This is a genomic window from Vibrio makurazakiensis (assembly GCF_050337375.1).
Classification (GTDB): Bacteria; Pseudomonadota; Gammaproteobacteria; order Enterobacterales; family Vibrionaceae; genus Vibrio; species Vibrio makurazakiensis.
Window position 1 is genome coordinate 1 of record NZ_JAKJSW010000088.1, and the last position, 17,330, is coordinate 17,330.

At 43.2% G+C, this 17,330-nt stretch carries 13 protein-coding genes; 9 read left to right on the plus strand and 4 right to left on the minus strand.

Annotated features, from left to right (window positions below):
- The first annotated feature begins 48 nt into the window (after positions 1 to 48).
- A complete protein-coding gene (gene nadE, locus L4C33_RS11620) occupies positions 49 to 879 on the plus strand; it encodes an NAD(+) synthase (protein ID WP_428812594.1) in 831 nt (276 codons plus the stop codon).
- A gap of 128 nt (positions 880 to 1,007) precedes the next feature.
- Here the strand turns inward: nadE and L4C33_RS11625 are convergent, their stop codons facing one another.
- Complete coding sequence (locus L4C33_RS11625; RefSeq protein ID WP_428812595.1) at positions 1,008 to 2,825, minus strand: MOSC N-terminal beta barrel domain-containing protein; 1,818 nt, start codon at positions 2,823 to 2,825, stop codon at positions 1,008 to 1,010.
- Between the two features lie 220 nt (positions 2,826 to 3,045).
- Here L4C33_RS11625 and L4C33_RS11630 point away from each other — a divergent pair, with 220 nt between their 5' ends.
- From L4C33_RS11630 to L4C33_RS11650, 5 genes are all read left to right on the plus strand, one after another.
- The gene (locus L4C33_RS11630) at positions 3,046 to 3,204 is read left to right on the plus strand and encodes a YqaE/Pmp3 family membrane protein (protein ID WP_428812596.1); all 159 of its coding nucleotides are present in this window, start codon (positions 3,046 to 3,048) and stop codon (positions 3,202 to 3,204) included.
- 261 nt (positions 3,205 to 3,465) lie between these two features.
- Complete coding sequence (gene pyrC / locus L4C33_RS11635) at positions 3,466 to 4,494, plus strand: dihydroorotase (RefSeq protein ID WP_428812597.1); 1,029 nt, start codon at positions 3,466 to 3,468, stop codon at positions 4,492 to 4,494.
- Positions 4,495 to 4,726: 232 nt separating this feature from the next.
- Entirely contained in the window at positions 4,727 to 5,908 is a 1,182-nt protein-coding gene (locus L4C33_RS11640) for a GGDEF domain-containing protein (RefSeq protein ID WP_428812598.1), read from the plus strand.
- A gap of 120 nt (positions 5,909 to 6,028) precedes the next feature.
- Positions 6,029 to 6,958 (plus strand): M14 family metallopeptidase, encoded by a 930-nt coding sequence (locus L4C33_RS11645; RefSeq protein WP_428812599.1) that lies wholly within the window; start codon positions 6,029 to 6,031, stop codon positions 6,956 to 6,958.
- A gap of 333 nt (positions 6,959 to 7,291) precedes the next feature.
- Positions 7,292 to 9,466, plus strand: a complete 2,175-nt coding sequence (locus tag L4C33_RS11650) for a CHASE3 domain-containing protein (protein WP_428812600.1) — start codon at positions 7,292 to 7,294, stop codon at positions 9,464 to 9,466.
- A gap of 87 nt (positions 9,467 to 9,553) precedes the next feature.
- Here the strand turns inward: L4C33_RS11650 and L4C33_RS11655 are convergent, their stop codons facing one another.
- Positions 9,554 to 10,447 (minus strand): LysR family transcriptional regulator, encoded by an 894-nt coding sequence (locus L4C33_RS11655; RefSeq protein WP_428812601.1) that lies wholly within the window; start codon positions 10,445 to 10,447, stop codon positions 9,554 to 9,556.
- 137 nt (positions 10,448 to 10,584) lie between these two features.
- On the opposite strand from L4C33_RS11655, the gene L4C33_RS11660 reads away from it, so the two are divergent.
- The 3 genes from L4C33_RS11660 to luxN all read left to right on the plus strand — a co-directional run bounded on the left by L4C33_RS11660 (position 10,585) and on the right by luxN (position 15,449).
- Entirely contained in the window at positions 10,585 to 11,019 is a 435-nt protein-coding gene (locus L4C33_RS11660) for a PACE efflux transporter (protein ID WP_428812602.1), read from the plus strand.
- Positions 11,020 to 11,689: 670 nt separating this feature from the next.
- On the plus strand, positions 11,690 to 12,889 hold the full coding sequence (locus L4C33_RS11665) for an acyl-homoserine-lactone synthase (protein WP_428812603.1): 1,200 nt from the start codon (positions 11,690 to 11,692) through the stop codon (positions 12,887 to 12,889).
- Positions 12,882 to 15,449: a quorum-sensing autoinducer 1 sensor kinase/phosphatase LuxN gene (gene luxN, locus L4C33_RS11670; protein ID WP_428812604.1), complete on the plus strand. Its 2,568-nt coding sequence runs from the start codon at positions 12,882 to 12,884 to the stop codon at positions 15,447 to 15,449. Before L4C33_RS11665 ends, luxN begins: the two co-directional genes overlap by 8 nt.
- A gap of 162 nt (positions 15,450 to 15,611) precedes the next feature.
- Here luxN and fecE read toward each other — a convergent pair whose 3' ends face one another.
- Positions 15,612 to 16,376: a Fe(3+) dicitrate ABC transporter ATP-binding protein FecE gene (fecE, locus tag L4C33_RS11675; protein WP_428812605.1), complete on the minus strand. Its 765-nt coding sequence runs from the start codon at positions 16,374 to 16,376 to the stop codon at positions 15,612 to 15,614.
- Positions 16,377 to 16,378: 2 nt separating this feature from the next.
- Positions 16,379 to 17,330: FecCD family ABC transporter permease (locus L4C33_RS11680; protein WP_428812606.1), on the minus strand; the 952-nt coding region annotated here is incomplete at its 5' end.

Below are 17,330 nucleotides of genomic sequence, written 5' to 3' on the forward strand. Positions count from 1 at the left end.
GTATGATACCACTAGTATTTTATTTTGCTTGTAGGAAAAGGATAGACAATGGAACAACTGATTCGTGATGAAATGCGTGTGCTTCCATCAATTGAACCCCACTTCGAAATCGATCGTCGTGTTGAGTTCATTAAAACAAAACTTCAACAATCAGGTTGTAAGTCTCTGATCTTGGGTATCAGCGGTGGCGTAGATTCCACAACATGTGGTCGACTTGCTCAGCTTGCTGTTAATAGCCTTAATGAGTCATCTTCAAGCAATGACTACCAATTTATCGCCGTTCGCCTACCTTACGGTGAGCAAAAGGATGAAGATGAAGCGCAACTTGCCCTTTCTTTTATCCAACCTTCTCACTCGGTGTCTGTAAATATTAAAGCAGGTGTTGATGGGCTGCATTCAGCTTCTCATATTGCGCTAGAAGGCACAGGTTTACTTCCTGAGCAATCAAGCAAAATTGATTTCGTAAAGGGCAATGTAAAAGCACGTGCTCGTATGGTCGCGCAATATGAAATCGCAGGCTACGTTGGCGGGTTAGTGATAGGCACTGACCATTCAGCTGAAAATATCACAGGTTTCTATACTAAGTTCGGTGACGGTGCTTGTGACTTAGCACCACTGTTTGGCCTAAATAAGCGCCAGGTTCGTGAGCTTGCAGCCACGTTAGGCGCACCAGAGCAATTAGTTAAAAAAGTACCAACAGCCGACCTTGAAGAGCTCGCTCCGCAAAAGGCTGACGAGGATGCTCTAAATTTATCTTATGACCAAATTGATGACTTTTTAGAGGGTAAAGAGGTTTCTCAAGAAGTTTCTGACCGTCTTGTTGGAATTTACAAAGCTACGCAGCATAAGCGTCAACCAATTCCAACGATTTACGACTGATCATAAAGTACTAAAGTGCGCGACTAAACCTTAGCCACTCATTACTTCAAATAGAAAAAGGGCGAGTATTGTTAATATACTCGCCCTTTTATTCTCTTATTTAGCTTTATTAGCTAGAACGACTTAGATTAATCAACCACTTCAATATCGGTTTGTGGAATACAACAGCACGCCAGTACTTGTCCCATATTTCGTTCATCATCTTGAAGAGCTGGCACATCTGGTTGGTGCACTTTTCCAGATTCTAATGTCACTTTGCACGCGCCACAAAACCCAGCTCTACAGCTGTTCGCAATGGATAGTCCTGCAGACTCAGCTTGCTCCAACAATGTCGATTGGTTATTACCTTCGAACAGATAACCATTTAGGCTAAGCTGCAATTGCTTTACTTCTACATTATCTTGCTGACTTACACCGAACGCCTCTTGGTGGTAATGCGCAGGAGAAAGCCCGAGCTGAATTAGCATAGACTTAGCATTTTTCATAAAGCCATCAGGGCCACACACAAATGCTTGTCTGTGGTGAAGTTCTTCAATTTTCGCCAAATGTGCCACACTCAGACGACCACTCAAGCTATCCCATTCCTTTGAAGGTTGACTCAAAGACAACATAACCTTCAAATTAGGATGCTGTTTCTTAATCAGTTCAAGTTCTTCACGGTAAGGAATATCTTCTTCACTACTGCATTGATGGTAAAAGACCACATCTTGTATCTGATTATTATCAGCAAGGTAACGCAGCATTGATACCATCGGAGTAACACCACTACCTGCCGATAAGAGCAAAAGTGGTTTTTGTGGGTTGTCTTCTAAATAAAACGCCCCTTCCGGTGATTGTGCTTTTAGGGTGTCGCCAACTTGTAGGTGGTCTTGTAACCAGTTAGACACTCGTCCACTATCAACACGCTTAACAGAAATAGCTAAACGGCCAGGGCGAGATGGACTAGATGATAAAGTGTAGCGCCTTGCTACATGTTCACCATTAACAGAAATTTCGATCGGTAGATGTTGCCCAGGTTGGTAGCTTGGCGTTTCGCCCTTGCTTGGCTCTAACCAAAATGTCGTAAAATCACGAGCAACTTCTTCTCGCTCAACACATGTGAGTAACAAAGACTCCTGCCAGGTGTCTTCATACACTTCTTTATCTTTGGTTTCGAGTACTTCGATAGGGTCGCCAACACGAATTAGACCTTCATTTTTAGCAACAAGGTTTTGACCAAAGAAAACGCCACCACGTTCATTCGCACGGAAAGTGGAAAAAGTATTCAACGGCTCTTTGGTTGGCCTAAATTCACCTTTATCAACGTCAACGGTTGTTAGTATGCAACGCTCACAAGCTTTAACCGCTTCAAACTCTACCTCGCCAATACGAATTCTTTTCCAGCTATCTTCAATAAAAGGTTCGTTACCCGATACAACTAGGTTCGTACGGAACTGATCCATACTGTGCTCTTCAGGGCTTCGACGGTTTAGCTCATCTAATGAGGCTTGGCTGATAACTAAGAGTGGATAGCCATCTGCAAAGCTCACGTTGTGGCCGAGTTTTTCTCGGATACGATTAGACTGCTCGCCCGTAAAAAGAAGTTCTACACGTATGCCAAGTACATCACTGAACCAGTCATCCGCTTCGTCTGTTGTGGTGAAAGCATTAAAGTTATCTTTCCACACTGTCGCCGGGGTTTCTTGCATTTTGAATTGAGCGTAGCGGACAAATAAGGGCTTAGCATCTGGGTAAGTAAAGACAATACCATCAGCAAGTAAGCTAGAGCTTACCTTAACCATCTTAGGGTACTTACGTGCTGTGACCATATTTCCGTCAGCCAACGCCAACATAAACCGGCGGTCAAAGCTCAAACCTTGCTTTTCTACCCATGAAGTCGACAGAGAAATTCCACCAACCGATTTAACCGGAAACACATTAATTTGCGACAAAGACGACTGAAACATAACTAATCCAATGTTGTAATTTTAAGGGCATGCTAACAAAACGTTGTTGCTAGTTAAATATGTTACTTCTTACGCTTACAAAAAGAGCCAAAGCGTTGTTCCGACTTGAGTAATCGATTACAAAAAAACACTTTACAACTCAGAACGAGACTGAGATGTTATGACACTCACATTCATAAGCTTATGAGAGCCTCTGCTCTCGCATTAAAGGGAATTATTTATGAACAAGCTAGTACTGATCATTCTATGTGTACTGTTACCGCCTCTGGGTGTATTTTTTGCTCGCGGAGTAGGTAAAGACCTACTCATCAACATCGTATTAACGATTTTCTTCTGGGTTCCGGGAATGATTCATGGCTTATGGGTCGCTACTCGCTAACCTAAAAACCATTCAAACCGTAATTCATAAACGAGCCTGCCTAACCGCAGGCTCGTTTTGTATCTGCTCGCTTATATAACACCTACCGAAATCGCTTTCTCCGAGTGAGGAACGTACACCTAGCCCTTATTGGTAAAAATAGGATGAAATATTGTGGGTTTTCCTCTATCATCCTGTCGCCTAAACGGAAGCGATTGCTTTCACAGATTTCGTATCGTTTAGGCTCCAATCACAACACAATTCAATTGGTGGGAGCTTTCAATGACACAACTTACGATTACTCGTCCTGACGACTGGCATGTTCATCTTCGCGATGGCGATGTGCTAACAGATACTGTTCGCGATATCAGCCGTTACAATGGCCGAGCGTTAATCATGCCAAACACTATCCCACCGGTAACTGATACCGAAATGGCAATTGCCTACCGTGACCGCATCATGGCGCAAAAGCCTAGTGAGCAATTTGAGCCACTAATGGCACTTTACCTGACAGATAACACAACACCTGATGAAATTCGCAAAGCAAAAGCTTCTGGTGCAGTTGTAGCCGCTAAGCTTTACCCAGCAGGCGCGACGACAAACTCTGACTCAGGTGTAACGTCAGCGAAGAAGATCTACCATGTACTTGAAGCAATGCAAGAAGTGGATATGTTGCTGCTTGTTCACGGTGAAGTAACTGCTCACGATGTTGATATTTTCGACCGTGAAAAAGAATTCCTAGACACAGTTCTAGCACCAATTGTGAACGACTTCCCTAACCTGAAAATTGTTCTAGAACACATCACAACAGCTGATGCAGCAAACTTCGTTAAAAACGCAAACGACAATGTCGCAGCAACGATCACTGCTCATCACCTGCTATATAACCGTAATCACATGTTAGTTGGTGGTATTAAGCCACACTTCTACYGCCTGCCAATTCTTAAGCGCAACACCCACCAGATCGCGCTAATTGAAGCAGCGACAAGCGGCAGTAAAAAATTCTTCCTAGGAACAGACTCTGCGCCACACGCTAAAGGCGCAAAGGAGTCAGCATGTGGTTGTGCAGGTTCATACACAGCGCACGCAGCCGTTGAACTGTACGCTGAAGTGTTCGAGCTAGAAGGTAAGATTGAGAACCTAGAAGCTTTTGCAAGCCACAATGGTCCTGACTTCTACGGTATCCCACGTAACACAGACACAATTACTCTAGTGAAAGAAGAATGGAATGTTGCTGAAACGATGCCTTTCGGTTCAGACATCGTTGTGCCAATCCGTGGCGGTGAAACTATCGCTTGGGCAGTAAAGTAACGCTTAAATAGAAAGTAATTCAGCCCTACGACTGAAAACAAAAGCCTTAGCCCATGGTTAAGGCTTTTTGGGTTCAGCTACCTTGCTAACACGACTATCACTCACCGCATATTTCAATTCACTTTAAAGCCCTGTCAAATTTACCCTCTAATTCCCATCAGCACTTCTAAACAATGAAATTGGTCTAGACTTTAAACCGTATCGCTCATTCAATGCTTGTATTGGTCTGCCTATGGAATTTCTTTTAGATATCAGAACACTGTGCATCATTATCGTTATTCTTTCTTTTACCTATTTCATAGGCTTAATACTGATCCAACGAATTCAGGAGTACATTCCTGGGTTAATCACTCTTGCGTTTGCAATTTTGATGTTCACTATCGGCTTTGCATTATTGAGCTTTGGTAATAACAGTCCTTTCTGGTTATCAAAAATTCTTGCCAACGTTACCATCGCACTCGGATTCGCGTTAATCGTGCACAGCTTATGTCAGTTCAGAGGTTCTTCATTCCTTTATTCTATAATCGGCTTCTCATTACTCCCAGTCGTAGGCTTTCTATTCATCTATTTCAGTTTATTTTCTGTATCTACAACCGCCAGAAYCATTACGATTAGTGCTTATATCAGCGTATGTYGCGGTATGAGCGCCATCATTATGTTAAAAGGGGAAGTCAGTGACCTCCGCTTAGCCACCTACTTATTAGCAGGTGTCTTTGCGGGTAACAGCCTATTCATGCTGGTCAGATCGGGCTTAACCGTCATTGAACCAGATATCGATAACTTCCTGTTGGCTGGTAACATTCACCAACTTTCCTTTCTAATGATGGTTATTTTAATCATCACCCTCGGGTTTACTTTTACATGGATGATCAACGCTCGCCTCGTCGCAGCAATCTACAACACTTCTATGAAAGACAGCCTTACTCAAATATACAATCGCCGCGCAATGGAGGAAATAGTTCCAAGAGAGCTCGCCCGCTCCCATAGGCATAACACAGAGCTTTCGGTGATCATCGCAGATATAGACCATTTCAAAGATATTAACGACAATTTTGGTCACCATATCGGCGATAAAGTACTTAGAGGTATGGGCTCAATCCTAAAGCGTAAGCTCCGTAGACAAGACCTTGCATTTCGCTATGGAGGCGAGGAGTTTTTGATTTTATTGCCCGATACTAATGTAACGAACGCTGTAAAGGCCGCTCACAAGCTTAGACAGACTATCGAAAGACAAAGATTCGCTTCAGGGAAGAAAGGGAAATGGACTGCGAGCTTTGGCGTCTCACAGCTTAACTGCGATGAAGATTGGGATTCTGTCATTCAAAGAGCAGATGAAGCACTTTATCAAGCTAAACATAATGGTCGTAATACCGTGATAAGCGCGAAAGATGATTCTCCTGAGATCCCAGACTGAATCATTAGTCCATTACTTGAATTTCCGACCTTCGATAATAGAACCTAATATCAGTTGCTTGATCGCGACTCGCTGATTATCCTCTCTAGCATTACTTGATGACACAATATAGGCAAGGCAATGCAAAGTAGTTACTCGTACCCAATTGGAACTCCTGGACAAAAGTGGCAACAGCCAGAGCGTGATGCATGGCGAGCACAAACCACCATCAAACGTGAATATCAGCAAGAAGTCGTGCCTAAAATTAAAGCGCTAGCGTCTCGCTTCGATGTAGAGCAATACGGTTCACTCAGCTATGATCCAAGCCGCTTCCCACTGTTCGCAATTAAAACCAAGAACTGGGACTCAGCAAAGCCAACTGTTCTAGTGACTGGTGGTGTTCATGGTTACGAGACTAGCGGCGTACATGGCGCTCTCAAATTTGTAGAAACCCAGGCCGAACAATACTCACAGCACTTCAATATTGTTGTTGCTCCTTGTGTAAGCCCATGGGGATACGAAGTTATCAACCGTTGGAACCCTAACGCGGTTGACCCAAACCGCTCATTTTATGACGGTACTCCAGCAGAAGAATCACAAAACCTACGTTCATTAGTCGCTTCTCTACCTGAAGACGTTCTAGTTCATGTCGACTTACACGAAACGACCGATTCAGATGAAACAGAATTTAGACCCGCACTCGCTGCTCGTGATGGTATTGAATACATTGAAGGCATGATCCCAGATGGTTTCTACACCGTTGGTGACACTGAAAACCCGGTACCAGAATTCCAAGCCGCTGTTATTGCTTCAGTAGAAAAAGTAACGCACATTGCTCCAGCTGATGACCAAGGTAAAATTATCGGTTCTGAAGTAACTCAACATGGTGTAATTAACTACCCAATGAAACAACTAGGCCTATGTGGTGGCGTGACCAACTGTAAATATGGCACAACCACAGAAGTATACCCAGACAGCGAAAAAGTAACGGATGAAGAGTGCAACGATGCACAGGTCGCCGCAATTACTGGCGCACTAGACTTCGTAATTGAACATGAGTTTAGCGTTTAAACCTCTAAAAATTTAACAGCGCCGTTTTTCAAACCCTACATTCATTAAATGTGGGGTTTTATTTTCGAGCTTCCTTTCGATTCAATAGACTAACTTCCCCCACCCCACTTAGTGTCCAAAACTTCATTCTGTAATGAGTATGCTTTTCTTCAAATTCCGTATCTCGCTAGTCGCTTTATGTAAAATTGCTGCCTATAACTATAAGAGCTCAAACTAACAAAACATCTAAATAATTTCATGCCTTGTTAGCAGCAGCGACCAGAGCGTCTAACGGCAAATATAATGGCTTATTTCGCCTTACCTCCTCTAATTTTTCGGATTAAAGGTAAGCTTATGTTTATTAATAATTTATCTATACGGTACAAAATCGCCCTTGGTACTGGGATCCCACTAATACTATTGGTCTTTCTTTCCTTTATTGCTATTACAAGCTCTAACTCACAAGTGAGCTCGAGTGCCATGGTGGATCATACTCACAAAGTCATCCAACAGGCGATGAAAATAGAAGCGGCCGCTGTTGATATGGAAACCGGAATGCGGGGGTACCTCTTAGCTGGAAAAGAAGAATTCTTAGCCCCCTACGTTAATGGCCAAAAATCATTTTCTACATATATTTCAAGCCTAAAGCAGACGGTTAATGATAACCCTGCTCAAGTTCAACGACTCGATGTCATTAACGCTAATATCAATGAATGGATTTCCAAAGTAACTGAACCAGCAATACAGCTTCGACGAGAAATCGGTAATGCCAAAACCATGGATGACATTGCAGACCTCACAACTGAAGCGAAAGGGAAAGTATATTTCGACAAATTCCGCGACCAAATTTCTCTTTTTATTGAACGAGAGCGCTTACTATTAGATCAAAGACAAACGGAAAATAGTGTCAACTTTTCTAATAGCATCATATTGTTGGAGAAGATTAGCGCTAAAGACAATATCAGCCAACGTGAGTTTACCAGCATGGCGGATTTCATTGACGAGCTCGAAATCGCTAGCGACTGGGTTAATCACACTTACCAGGTCATCATGACCGCTCAAAATATCTTAGCCTCCGCCGTTGATATGGAAACTGGAATGCGCGGTTATCTACTTGCTGGAAAACAAGAGTTTTTGGATCCTTACCTACAAGGGAGACAACACTTTGATGAACTTATCGTGGACCAAAAAAACACGGTTTCAGACAACCCTGCTCAAGTCGCACTTTTAGACTCAATGTTCTCTACCATCAGTGAATGGCAATCAAATGTAGTCCAACCCAATATAGCATTACGAACCGATATTGGAGACGCAAAAACAATGAATGACATGGCTGCTTTGATCGGTGAAGCAAGAGGCAAAGTATATTTTGATAAATTTCGAGAGCAGATCAAAGCATTTATCGATATTGAAAAACAACTGATGGTAGAGCGCCAAGCGTCTGCACAGAACGCAGCGAAGAACACCAATACGACCATTTTGGTTGGGTTAGCCATTGCTGTCGTTCTTGGTGTCACCGTATCTTGGGTTGTATTAAATTCAATAGTTAAACCCGTCAGTCAGGTTGCTCGTGGGCTGTCCACTTTAGCCGACGGTAATCTAACGCATACCATCGAGGTCGAGACTAACGATGAACTAGGAAAAATGGCGAGCAGTTACAATCAAGCCGTAATTAAAACTCAGAGTGCGCTTAAGCAAGTGCTGAATACAACCGATGAAGTCGCGGCGGGAGCTAAATCTATCACACACGCGAATGAACTGATGGCACAAGACCTTTCTCAACAAGCAGAACAAGTAGCACAAATTTCAGAGTCCATCGAACAAATAGCAATCAGTATCCAAGAGGTTGCTCAAAAATCTTCCGACGCAACCTCCAGCGCTCAAAATGCTGGCGAAAGTGCAAACTCGGGCGGTGCCGTGGTTAAAAATACGATTGAAGGGATGACCTTAATCAATGAGGCAGTATCGGCCTCTTCGACCAGTGTTGCTGAATTAGGGAAACGAGGTGCTAAAATTGGAGAGATTATCAATGTTATCAACGATATCGCAGAACAAACAAATCTACTTGCGCTCAATGCCGCTATAGAAGCCGCCCGAGCAGGTGAAGCTGGGCGAGGTTTTGCAGTAGTCGCAGATGAAGTCAGAGCACTCGCCGATAGAACCACATCGGCAACCCAAGAAATCACCGTATCCATTGAAGCAATTCAAAACGACACAAAAGTGGCCGTCGATAAGATGGGCTCAGGAATGTCTCATGTACAAGAAGGACTGGTATTGGCTCAAAAAGCGGGGACAAGTTTGGAAGATATTGTTCGAAGCGCACACGATGTCGCAGTAATGATAGATAGCATTGCTGCAGCTTCTGAAGAGCAGTCGTTAGCCAGTAACGAAGTAAGTCAACATGTAGACTCGGTATCAGGGGTATCCAAAAAAGCCAACGAGCAAGCAATTATTGCTGCAACTTCAGCAAAACAACTCGATGAAAAAGCCGCGGGGCTAAAAGTGCTCGTAAATCAGTTTACGGTTTAATATCTGACGTTCTACGTGTACATAATCAGAACGTAAATAAGCTGAATAGCATAAATGAAGTTGCTAAAAGGAAAAAGGCTATACACTTTACGGGTGCACGACTTTTTGACTTAAGGTTTGTAGTGACAACAACAAATCTTCCAATACCGGGCCACTAGCATGACGCCGTGATACTAAACAGCCCATAGGGGTAAGCCAACCATCAAACTCATGGGCAATAGGCAAAGCAACTAATTTATTATCAGCGAGTAGCTCTGTTACCGTTTGTTCAGGGGCAATTGTCCAGCCAACTCCCCGACAAGCTAAATCAAGCAAGGTTTGGTGAGTATTGGCGTACCATAGCTTTGAGCTTATCCCATAGCTAAACCATAGTTCTTGACGATCTGAGCTGCGATGCACTAATTGCCGATGCCCTTTTAACGCTGCATCAGTCACGACAGGTAAAGCCGCTAATGCATGATCAGGTGCCACCACAGTCAGAAAGCGAGTTTGGCCTAATGTAAAAAAATCCATATCCACTTTAAGTTCACCATCGGCATACACAATACCAACCTGCGCTTTTCCTTCCCTCACTAACTTTTCAACATCAAATGTAGAAGTGGTAATAATTTCCACATCAGTTACGGGAAACTTATCAGCTAACCTAGCCAATAGTTGCAATAAATCATCATTAATTAAGCTTTCATCTATCGCGATAACGAGTTCGTATTCATGCTCTCTTTCTAACGATTCTACTTTTTGATCAAAGTATTGTTGTTGATGCAAAATTGATTGAGCAATTGGCAGCAATGCTTTGCCTTTTTCTGTCAAAACTGGTGTGTTTTTTTGCCTGTTAAACAGCTCTTGGTTAATAGAGATCTCTAAGTTAGCGATGGCTTGGCTCACACCTGACTGAGCACGCTTTAATTGACGAGCCGCTGCCGAGAATGACCCACTTTCACAAACGGTGACAAAGATTTTCAACTGCTCAAAGCTGTACATGTCGTTGCCTCACTAAATAGAACAATCATCAAGACTATCACGAACTGTGATAGCTGCTAACTTTATCTCTTTCATCCACTCCCTATAATTTCATTTTTTCTATTTCCACATATATCTATAATTACTAGAGTAATGCTATGAAAACCAACGAGCGAATTTTCCACGCTGTATTATTTGAAGTACTAGCAGTATCAATGTCCATAATAGGGCTGGCTATGTTCACTACTCATGACGTGACCTCCTTATCAGGAACCATGATAGTTATTGCAACCATCGCGATGATTTGGAATTTTATTTATAACTGGGGATTCGATCTGTTTTTTCCAGGAGAAAAAGCACAACGTACTCTTTCATTACGCCTTTTTCACGTGATTTTATTTGAGCTAGGGTTACTGCTCGCAACAGTTCCCGTTATGGCCCACTTATTAAGCGTTAGTATCTGGGAAGCTTTTATGATGGATATTGGTGTAACCATATTTATCACTATTTACGCATTCACCTTTAACTGGATATACGACAACGTCAGAGTCGTTTTCCTGAGAAGAATGACAAGACCTGAGTTTGAAATTTAACGATCATAGTATTCCACTCCGTATTTCAAACATCAGCCTAAAGAAAAACCAAGTAAGGAATTGAATTACTAGGTCATTCAACCTTCTAATAGAAGAAAGCCTCGATAGCTCGAGGCTCAATATAAAGGCTATAACGGTGTTTTTGGGCTGTTAACGCATCGCCGTAACCACGTTCTCGCGAAAATATACCCCTTGCGGTTGTTAGTAAGCAAACTCAACTGTACAAGCAATATCATCTGGGCAACTACGCCCTCCATACTCTCTTTCCAATCTTCGTAGACCGCTTTTATTTCATCTAAAATTGTATGAGAAAGCCGTTCAGTTTTCACTGCACCCGATACAATAAGCGACAATAAATAGAGATCGGTTGGAATAAAAACAGCTGAAAGCGTACCTTGCACATCCTTATTTCGCTGAATGCCTATCTCAATAGAATGTTTCAATTAAGGTTTCAAAAACTAAAAATATCATTTACTCTACCACACAGAATACCATTCCAAATAAAAGTACAATTAGCGCTGATACTAAAAATGAACAATTGAAGGTAATTTGAGGCATGACATTGAAGTCGAATTAAAAACGTCTGAAAATCCTCTCATTATCTTACTGAAACCCATGTCTCGTTGACCGGTATAAACATAAATAAAATCACTAAGGCTTAGTTCACTCCATGAAATTGACGTCGTCTTTAGGCTCACTGTCGGCTAGCAGTCTACCTATCGAGAAAAAGAAGCTAGCGCTGGTAGATCTCGTGATCAGTAATTATCAACCTCAAGAACGTGCTGTTCTTTTCCAAACAGTGACAGACTATCGCAGAGACCTATTAGCCTCTCTATACCCTGAGCATCAAAACAAAAGTTTCTCCGTTTTATTTGCATCAATAGACTATCGAGAACTGATTCAGCGTTACCCAAATAGCTTATCTGAGGAAATAACTCTACTCGAAGAAGTCGCTAGCCAGTGTTACTCGCATTGGTTAGAGTTTTGGTGTGAGTGTGAGATTGCCGCAATCAAAGCACAATCACCACTGGATACTAGCGCACCTTCACACCCGAGCCTTCCCCTTAAAGATAGTGCTTACTATGGTGCAATAATCGATCAGATAGAAGATGCTCAACTTTTGGTACAAACTCCCAGCCATCCGCAGGGAATGCCAATCAAAGACGCGATTGTTTTAAGCAACCTTGAGGTTTTTATACAGGGTGAAAAATGGTACGAGATGCTGCCTTTGCTTTCACTTTCTCAAGCCGGTGAGCACTTTATTTTACTCAAACACCCAGTAGGTGAAGAGTTTCCTACATTGCTCTCTTCTGCGCTCATTCAAGACTGGTCTACAAGTGGAACTTGGTTAAGCTACGCGCCACAGTTCAGCAATACGCATTGGCACTACTGCTTACCCAAACATGGTTTTGATGAATTAGTAGGACAACAGCTTTTCACCCCACCGACACTGTCAAAATGTTACTCTCTCCCAGAATTTGATAAAGAATTCCAGTTACAATTGTCCGATAAGAAAGCGGTATGTGAAGTGCTGCGCCTGACAGTGAGCGGAAACACTCAGCAAAAGCTCTACTTCCTCTATCTCGCTCAGAAAGAGCTAATGAGTCTAATGCATCAAGTAGGGTACAAAATCGGCTTCACCATCATCGAGCAACCTTTCATGCTCAAATTTTATCAAGCTATCGACCCAACAGCGTATTTCCATTCTGGATATTGCGAGTTAAATGGCGACGGCACAACAGTTTACCGCGGGTTCTGGAATTTTGAGATGATGGCAACAGTATTCAATGATACCGACTTTCATAGCTACAAACGTACAGTTCGTGAGTGCCGTAAACACAGTTCAGTAGAAAAGGGCGTACATGTTTGATTTCAGCCTAGAGGCGATCACCTATGCCAAAGCGTTAACGCTCTTAGCAGCCGTGGCAATGGTGGTGATATGGCTTTTTTACTATTGCTATCGTCTAAAACAAAAGAGCGAAGTGATCATTGGTACTCACCATCTATCTTACATCGCGTACTCGATCTGCATTATCGCGTGGATCAGCAGCAACGCCTACTTCCATACCGACTTATTGCCCATTCTTGGAGCTTCCGCTGGCGTGTTTGCGGCAAAATTTGCCAATCTCGCCTCTTTCCTCGCGTTTGCTTGTGCCTACTACTTTTCTTGTCAGCTCGCAGCCGAACAACGCAGTGGTAAAGTATACCTTTGGCAACAAGCTGTTTTTGTCGCCCTAACAGTCTATTCTCTCTATATCAATTTGAGCCCGGAGTTGACCGTTAAGCACGTTGAGATTACTGGTCCAAGCCAATTCATTATCGAGTTTGGCCCTCATACGTCGTACTTTTTTATTGGACTAATGAGCTTAGTTGTCCTTACCTTTGCCAACCTAATGGCAATGCGCACCAGCGGCAGTAAACTAACTTTAGCCAAAACAAACTACATGATTGCGGGCATTCTGGTGTTCATGGTTTCGACTGTAACCATTCACCTTGGCGTGACTTACTTCCTGCAAGACTTCTCGCTAACTTGGCTACCACCTGCGCTATCCATCAGTGAAATGTTCTTTGTTGGTTATGCCTTGTTAACCTCTCGTTTCTACAGTGGGAAATACCTCTGTTACATATGTCTCAATGCGCTATTGGTCTACGCGATTTTGATCATACCTTTTAGTGCCACATTCATCCTATTAAGCGACACAACTCAATTGCTGATTGCGATACCGATTTATGCTCTTATCGGTATGTTCTGGCAGCCCCTCTACAAACGTATGAGTCGATACGCTTCTTTCTTTATTTTCGGAAATAAGAAGACGCCAGTACAGCAGATCCTTGCATTGGAAGAAGATTTCAAGCTATCGATTGATGACGCGATGCGTAATTTGGGCAACTTACTACAAATCCCAAACGAAAAATTAAGCCTAGTAAGCAGTAACTACAACGAAACTTTCTACGAAGATTACCTTTCATCACGAAAATCTGTACTGGTGTTTGATGAGCTTTCTGAAGAATCCAATTTTAAAGTTTCGGCTAAGCGCTCTATCAAAGCACTCTACGATAAGATGAGTTCGAACAACATCGCATTGGTCATGCCTCTATTCGGTCAAGGTAAGTCGGTCACACACTTACTGATATCACAACATAAGAGCAACAATCAGATGTTCTCTAATGAAGAGATCTCAGCCCTACAGACCTTATTAACTCGCGTACAAAGTACTATTGAAGCAGATAGACGCATCCGCCAAAGCCGAGCACTCGCTAACTCGATAGCTCATGAAATGCGTAACCCGCTTGCTCAAGTACAGTTGCATTTTGAAGTTTTGAAACAGCACATTGATAATCAATCACCCGCTAAACAGTTCAAGCTAGATATTGAACAAGGGCAAGCAGCAATCCAACGCGGGCGACAGTTGATTGATATCATTCTGAGAGAGGTCAGTGACAGCTCACCAGAACATGAGCCAGTTTCGATGACCTCGATACATAAAGCCGTCGATCAGGCTGTAAGTCACTACGGTTTTGAAAACGAAAAAATTATTGAGAGAATTTGTTTACCGCAACATGCTGATTTTGTAGCAAAGGTAAATGAGACCTTATTCAACTTTGTTATTTTCAACCTGATACGTAATGCGATCTATTATTTTGATTCCTACCCAGACAGCAAGATTGAAATTAGCACCAAAACAGCCTCGTATGAGAACGTTTTAATATTCCGAGATTCTGGCCCGGGTATTGACGAAACCATTGCTGGTAAGATCTTCGACGACTTTTTCTCTTACCAGAAAAGTGGCGGAAGTGGCTTAGGGCTAGGCTATTGCCAACGCGTAATGCGCTCGTTTGGCGGCAGGATTGAATGTAAGTCTAAATTGGGTGAATTTACTGAGTTCCACTTGTACTTCCCTATCGTTCCGAATGCACCAGAAGCAGAAGCGCTTCGAACGCCTTATTTCAGCAACTGGAAACAAAAACGAACACCGACGGAGCATAAGCTCGAAGCTCATGCACAAAAAGAGAGCCTAGCACCGAAAAAAAACCAAGCACCAACAGTGCTCATCGTCGATGATAAAGAGGTACAGCGTACACTTGTTCAAATGTACCTAGATAGGCTTGGCGTTAACAGCTTACAAGCAAACAACGGTGAAAATGCCGTAAAGACCTTTAAAGCAAACCAAGTAGATTTGATCTTGATGGATGTTCAAATGCCAGTAATGGATGGCTTTGATGCAAGTAAGATAATAAAAGCGCACTCTCCGAACACTCCAATAATTGCACTTTCTGGTGAATCTGGGGAGCATGAGCTAAACATGATTAGCAAGCTGATGGATGGGCGTTTAGGTAAACCGACTTCATTGAACGCTCTGAGTCATGTGCTCAATACTTGGTTAGAAAAAGGCGTCACATCTAGCACTTCTAAAACTGATAGTAACTAGCGGGTTCAGTTCGTGAAATAGATCGTTAACTCATACTGAACAGCTAAAGAAATGATCCATTGAACAAACTGGTGATTGCAAAAAAAGACCCTCAATAAGTTTTGAGGGTCTTTTTATATCGGTGGGAAAATTGACCAGTCCCACCCTCATTTGAGGTAGGGTTTAAACCGCCACGCACATCGGTGTATTTGCGATAGGGTCACGGAATACATTCGCTTTAAGGTCGAAAACTCGACTAAGCAATGCTTCTGTCATCACCTCATCTGGCGTACCTTCAGTAACTAAACGTCCTTGCTCCATAACAACCAAGTGGTCGCAGTAACGACATGCTTGGTTGAGGTCGTGTAGCACCACAACCACCGTTTTGCCTTTGTCATTCATCTGCTGCATCAGATTCATTAATTCAACCTGGTGTGACATATCCAGGTACGTGGTGGGTTCATCAAGCATCACGATGTCCGTGTCTTGCGCCAAAATCATAGCAATCCACGCTCTTTGACGTTGACCACCAGATAAGGACTCCACTAGCTTATCTGCATATTCAAGTACGCCAGTATCTCGCATCGCTTGCTCAACAAGTTTTTTATCTTCTTGGCCTAACCTTCCCCAATGAGAGACATAAGGAGATCGGCCGTACTCTACGAGCTTTCTTACCGTGATACCTTCTGGGCTGACCAAGATTTGTGGCAAGAGTGACAACGAACGCGCGAGAATTTTATCACCATAGCTGGATAGTGGTTTGTCGTTAAACAACACATCACCTGCCGTAGGTTTATTAACTCGAACTAACGCTTTCAACAAGGTCGATTTACCACACCCATTTGGCCCGATTAATGCGGTAATCTTACCCTTAGGAATAGATAAAGAAAGGTTCGGTATGATTGTTTGCTTTCCGTACGCGACAGAAAGGTTCTGCGTTTTAAGCATGGTTACCAACCTCGATAACGATAAAGTAGAAAGATAAAATAAGGCGCGCCAATTACAGAAGTGAGAACCCCTGCAGGCAGTTCTATGGGTGGCTGTAGCCCTCTCGCAAGCCCATCAGCGCATGTGACCAAAATAGCCCCCAACAGAGCAGAAGCTGGGATCAACAACTTATGATTATGGCCAAACAACAAGCGTGCTAAATGAGGTGCTAACAGACCAACAAAACTGATGGTTCCAGCCACAGAAACGCTGATACTGGCAAGCAATACTGCAGCCAACAATGCAAGGGTTTGGATCTGTTTCGGCTTAGTCCCCAATGTCGTTGCACTTTCCTCTCCAAGCCCCATCACATCTAAGCGCCAAGCTAGCCACATCGCTAGTGGCACTAATAAAACTAATGCACTCCAAATAAAGGGAACTTGCTGCCAATTTCGTCCCCAAAGACTGCCCGTTAGCCATACCATCGCCGTGTTGATTTCAATAGGGTTGGTAACCAGTAAGAAATCAATACAACTCGCCAGAAACGCACTCACCGCAATGCCTATTAAGGCCAACTTGGCAGGGGTGGGTCTTGTCCACCATGCTAGTAGCCCGATAAGCCCTGCAGCGAAAATTCCGCCGAACATCGCCACCAGAGGAAGGATAGTGATTGGCGCATTAGGGAACAAAACTAAACTCGCTGTCGCGGCAAGCCCAGCCCCTGCACTGATCCCCATAAGGTCAGGRGACGCTAGTGGGTTGCGTATAACCCCTTGGACTAATACGCCAGAAAGCCCTAACCCAGCCCCCACAAAAATAGCGAGCAACATACGCGGAAATCGATATTGGTGAATAACAAAATCGTCACTGGAAAACGCAATTAGAAGCTCGATGACTTGGGAAACCGAGAGTGAAGCTGCCCCAACAAACAGACCTGTAGATGCGACGATCACAAGCAGCCCGAGTAGTAAGAAC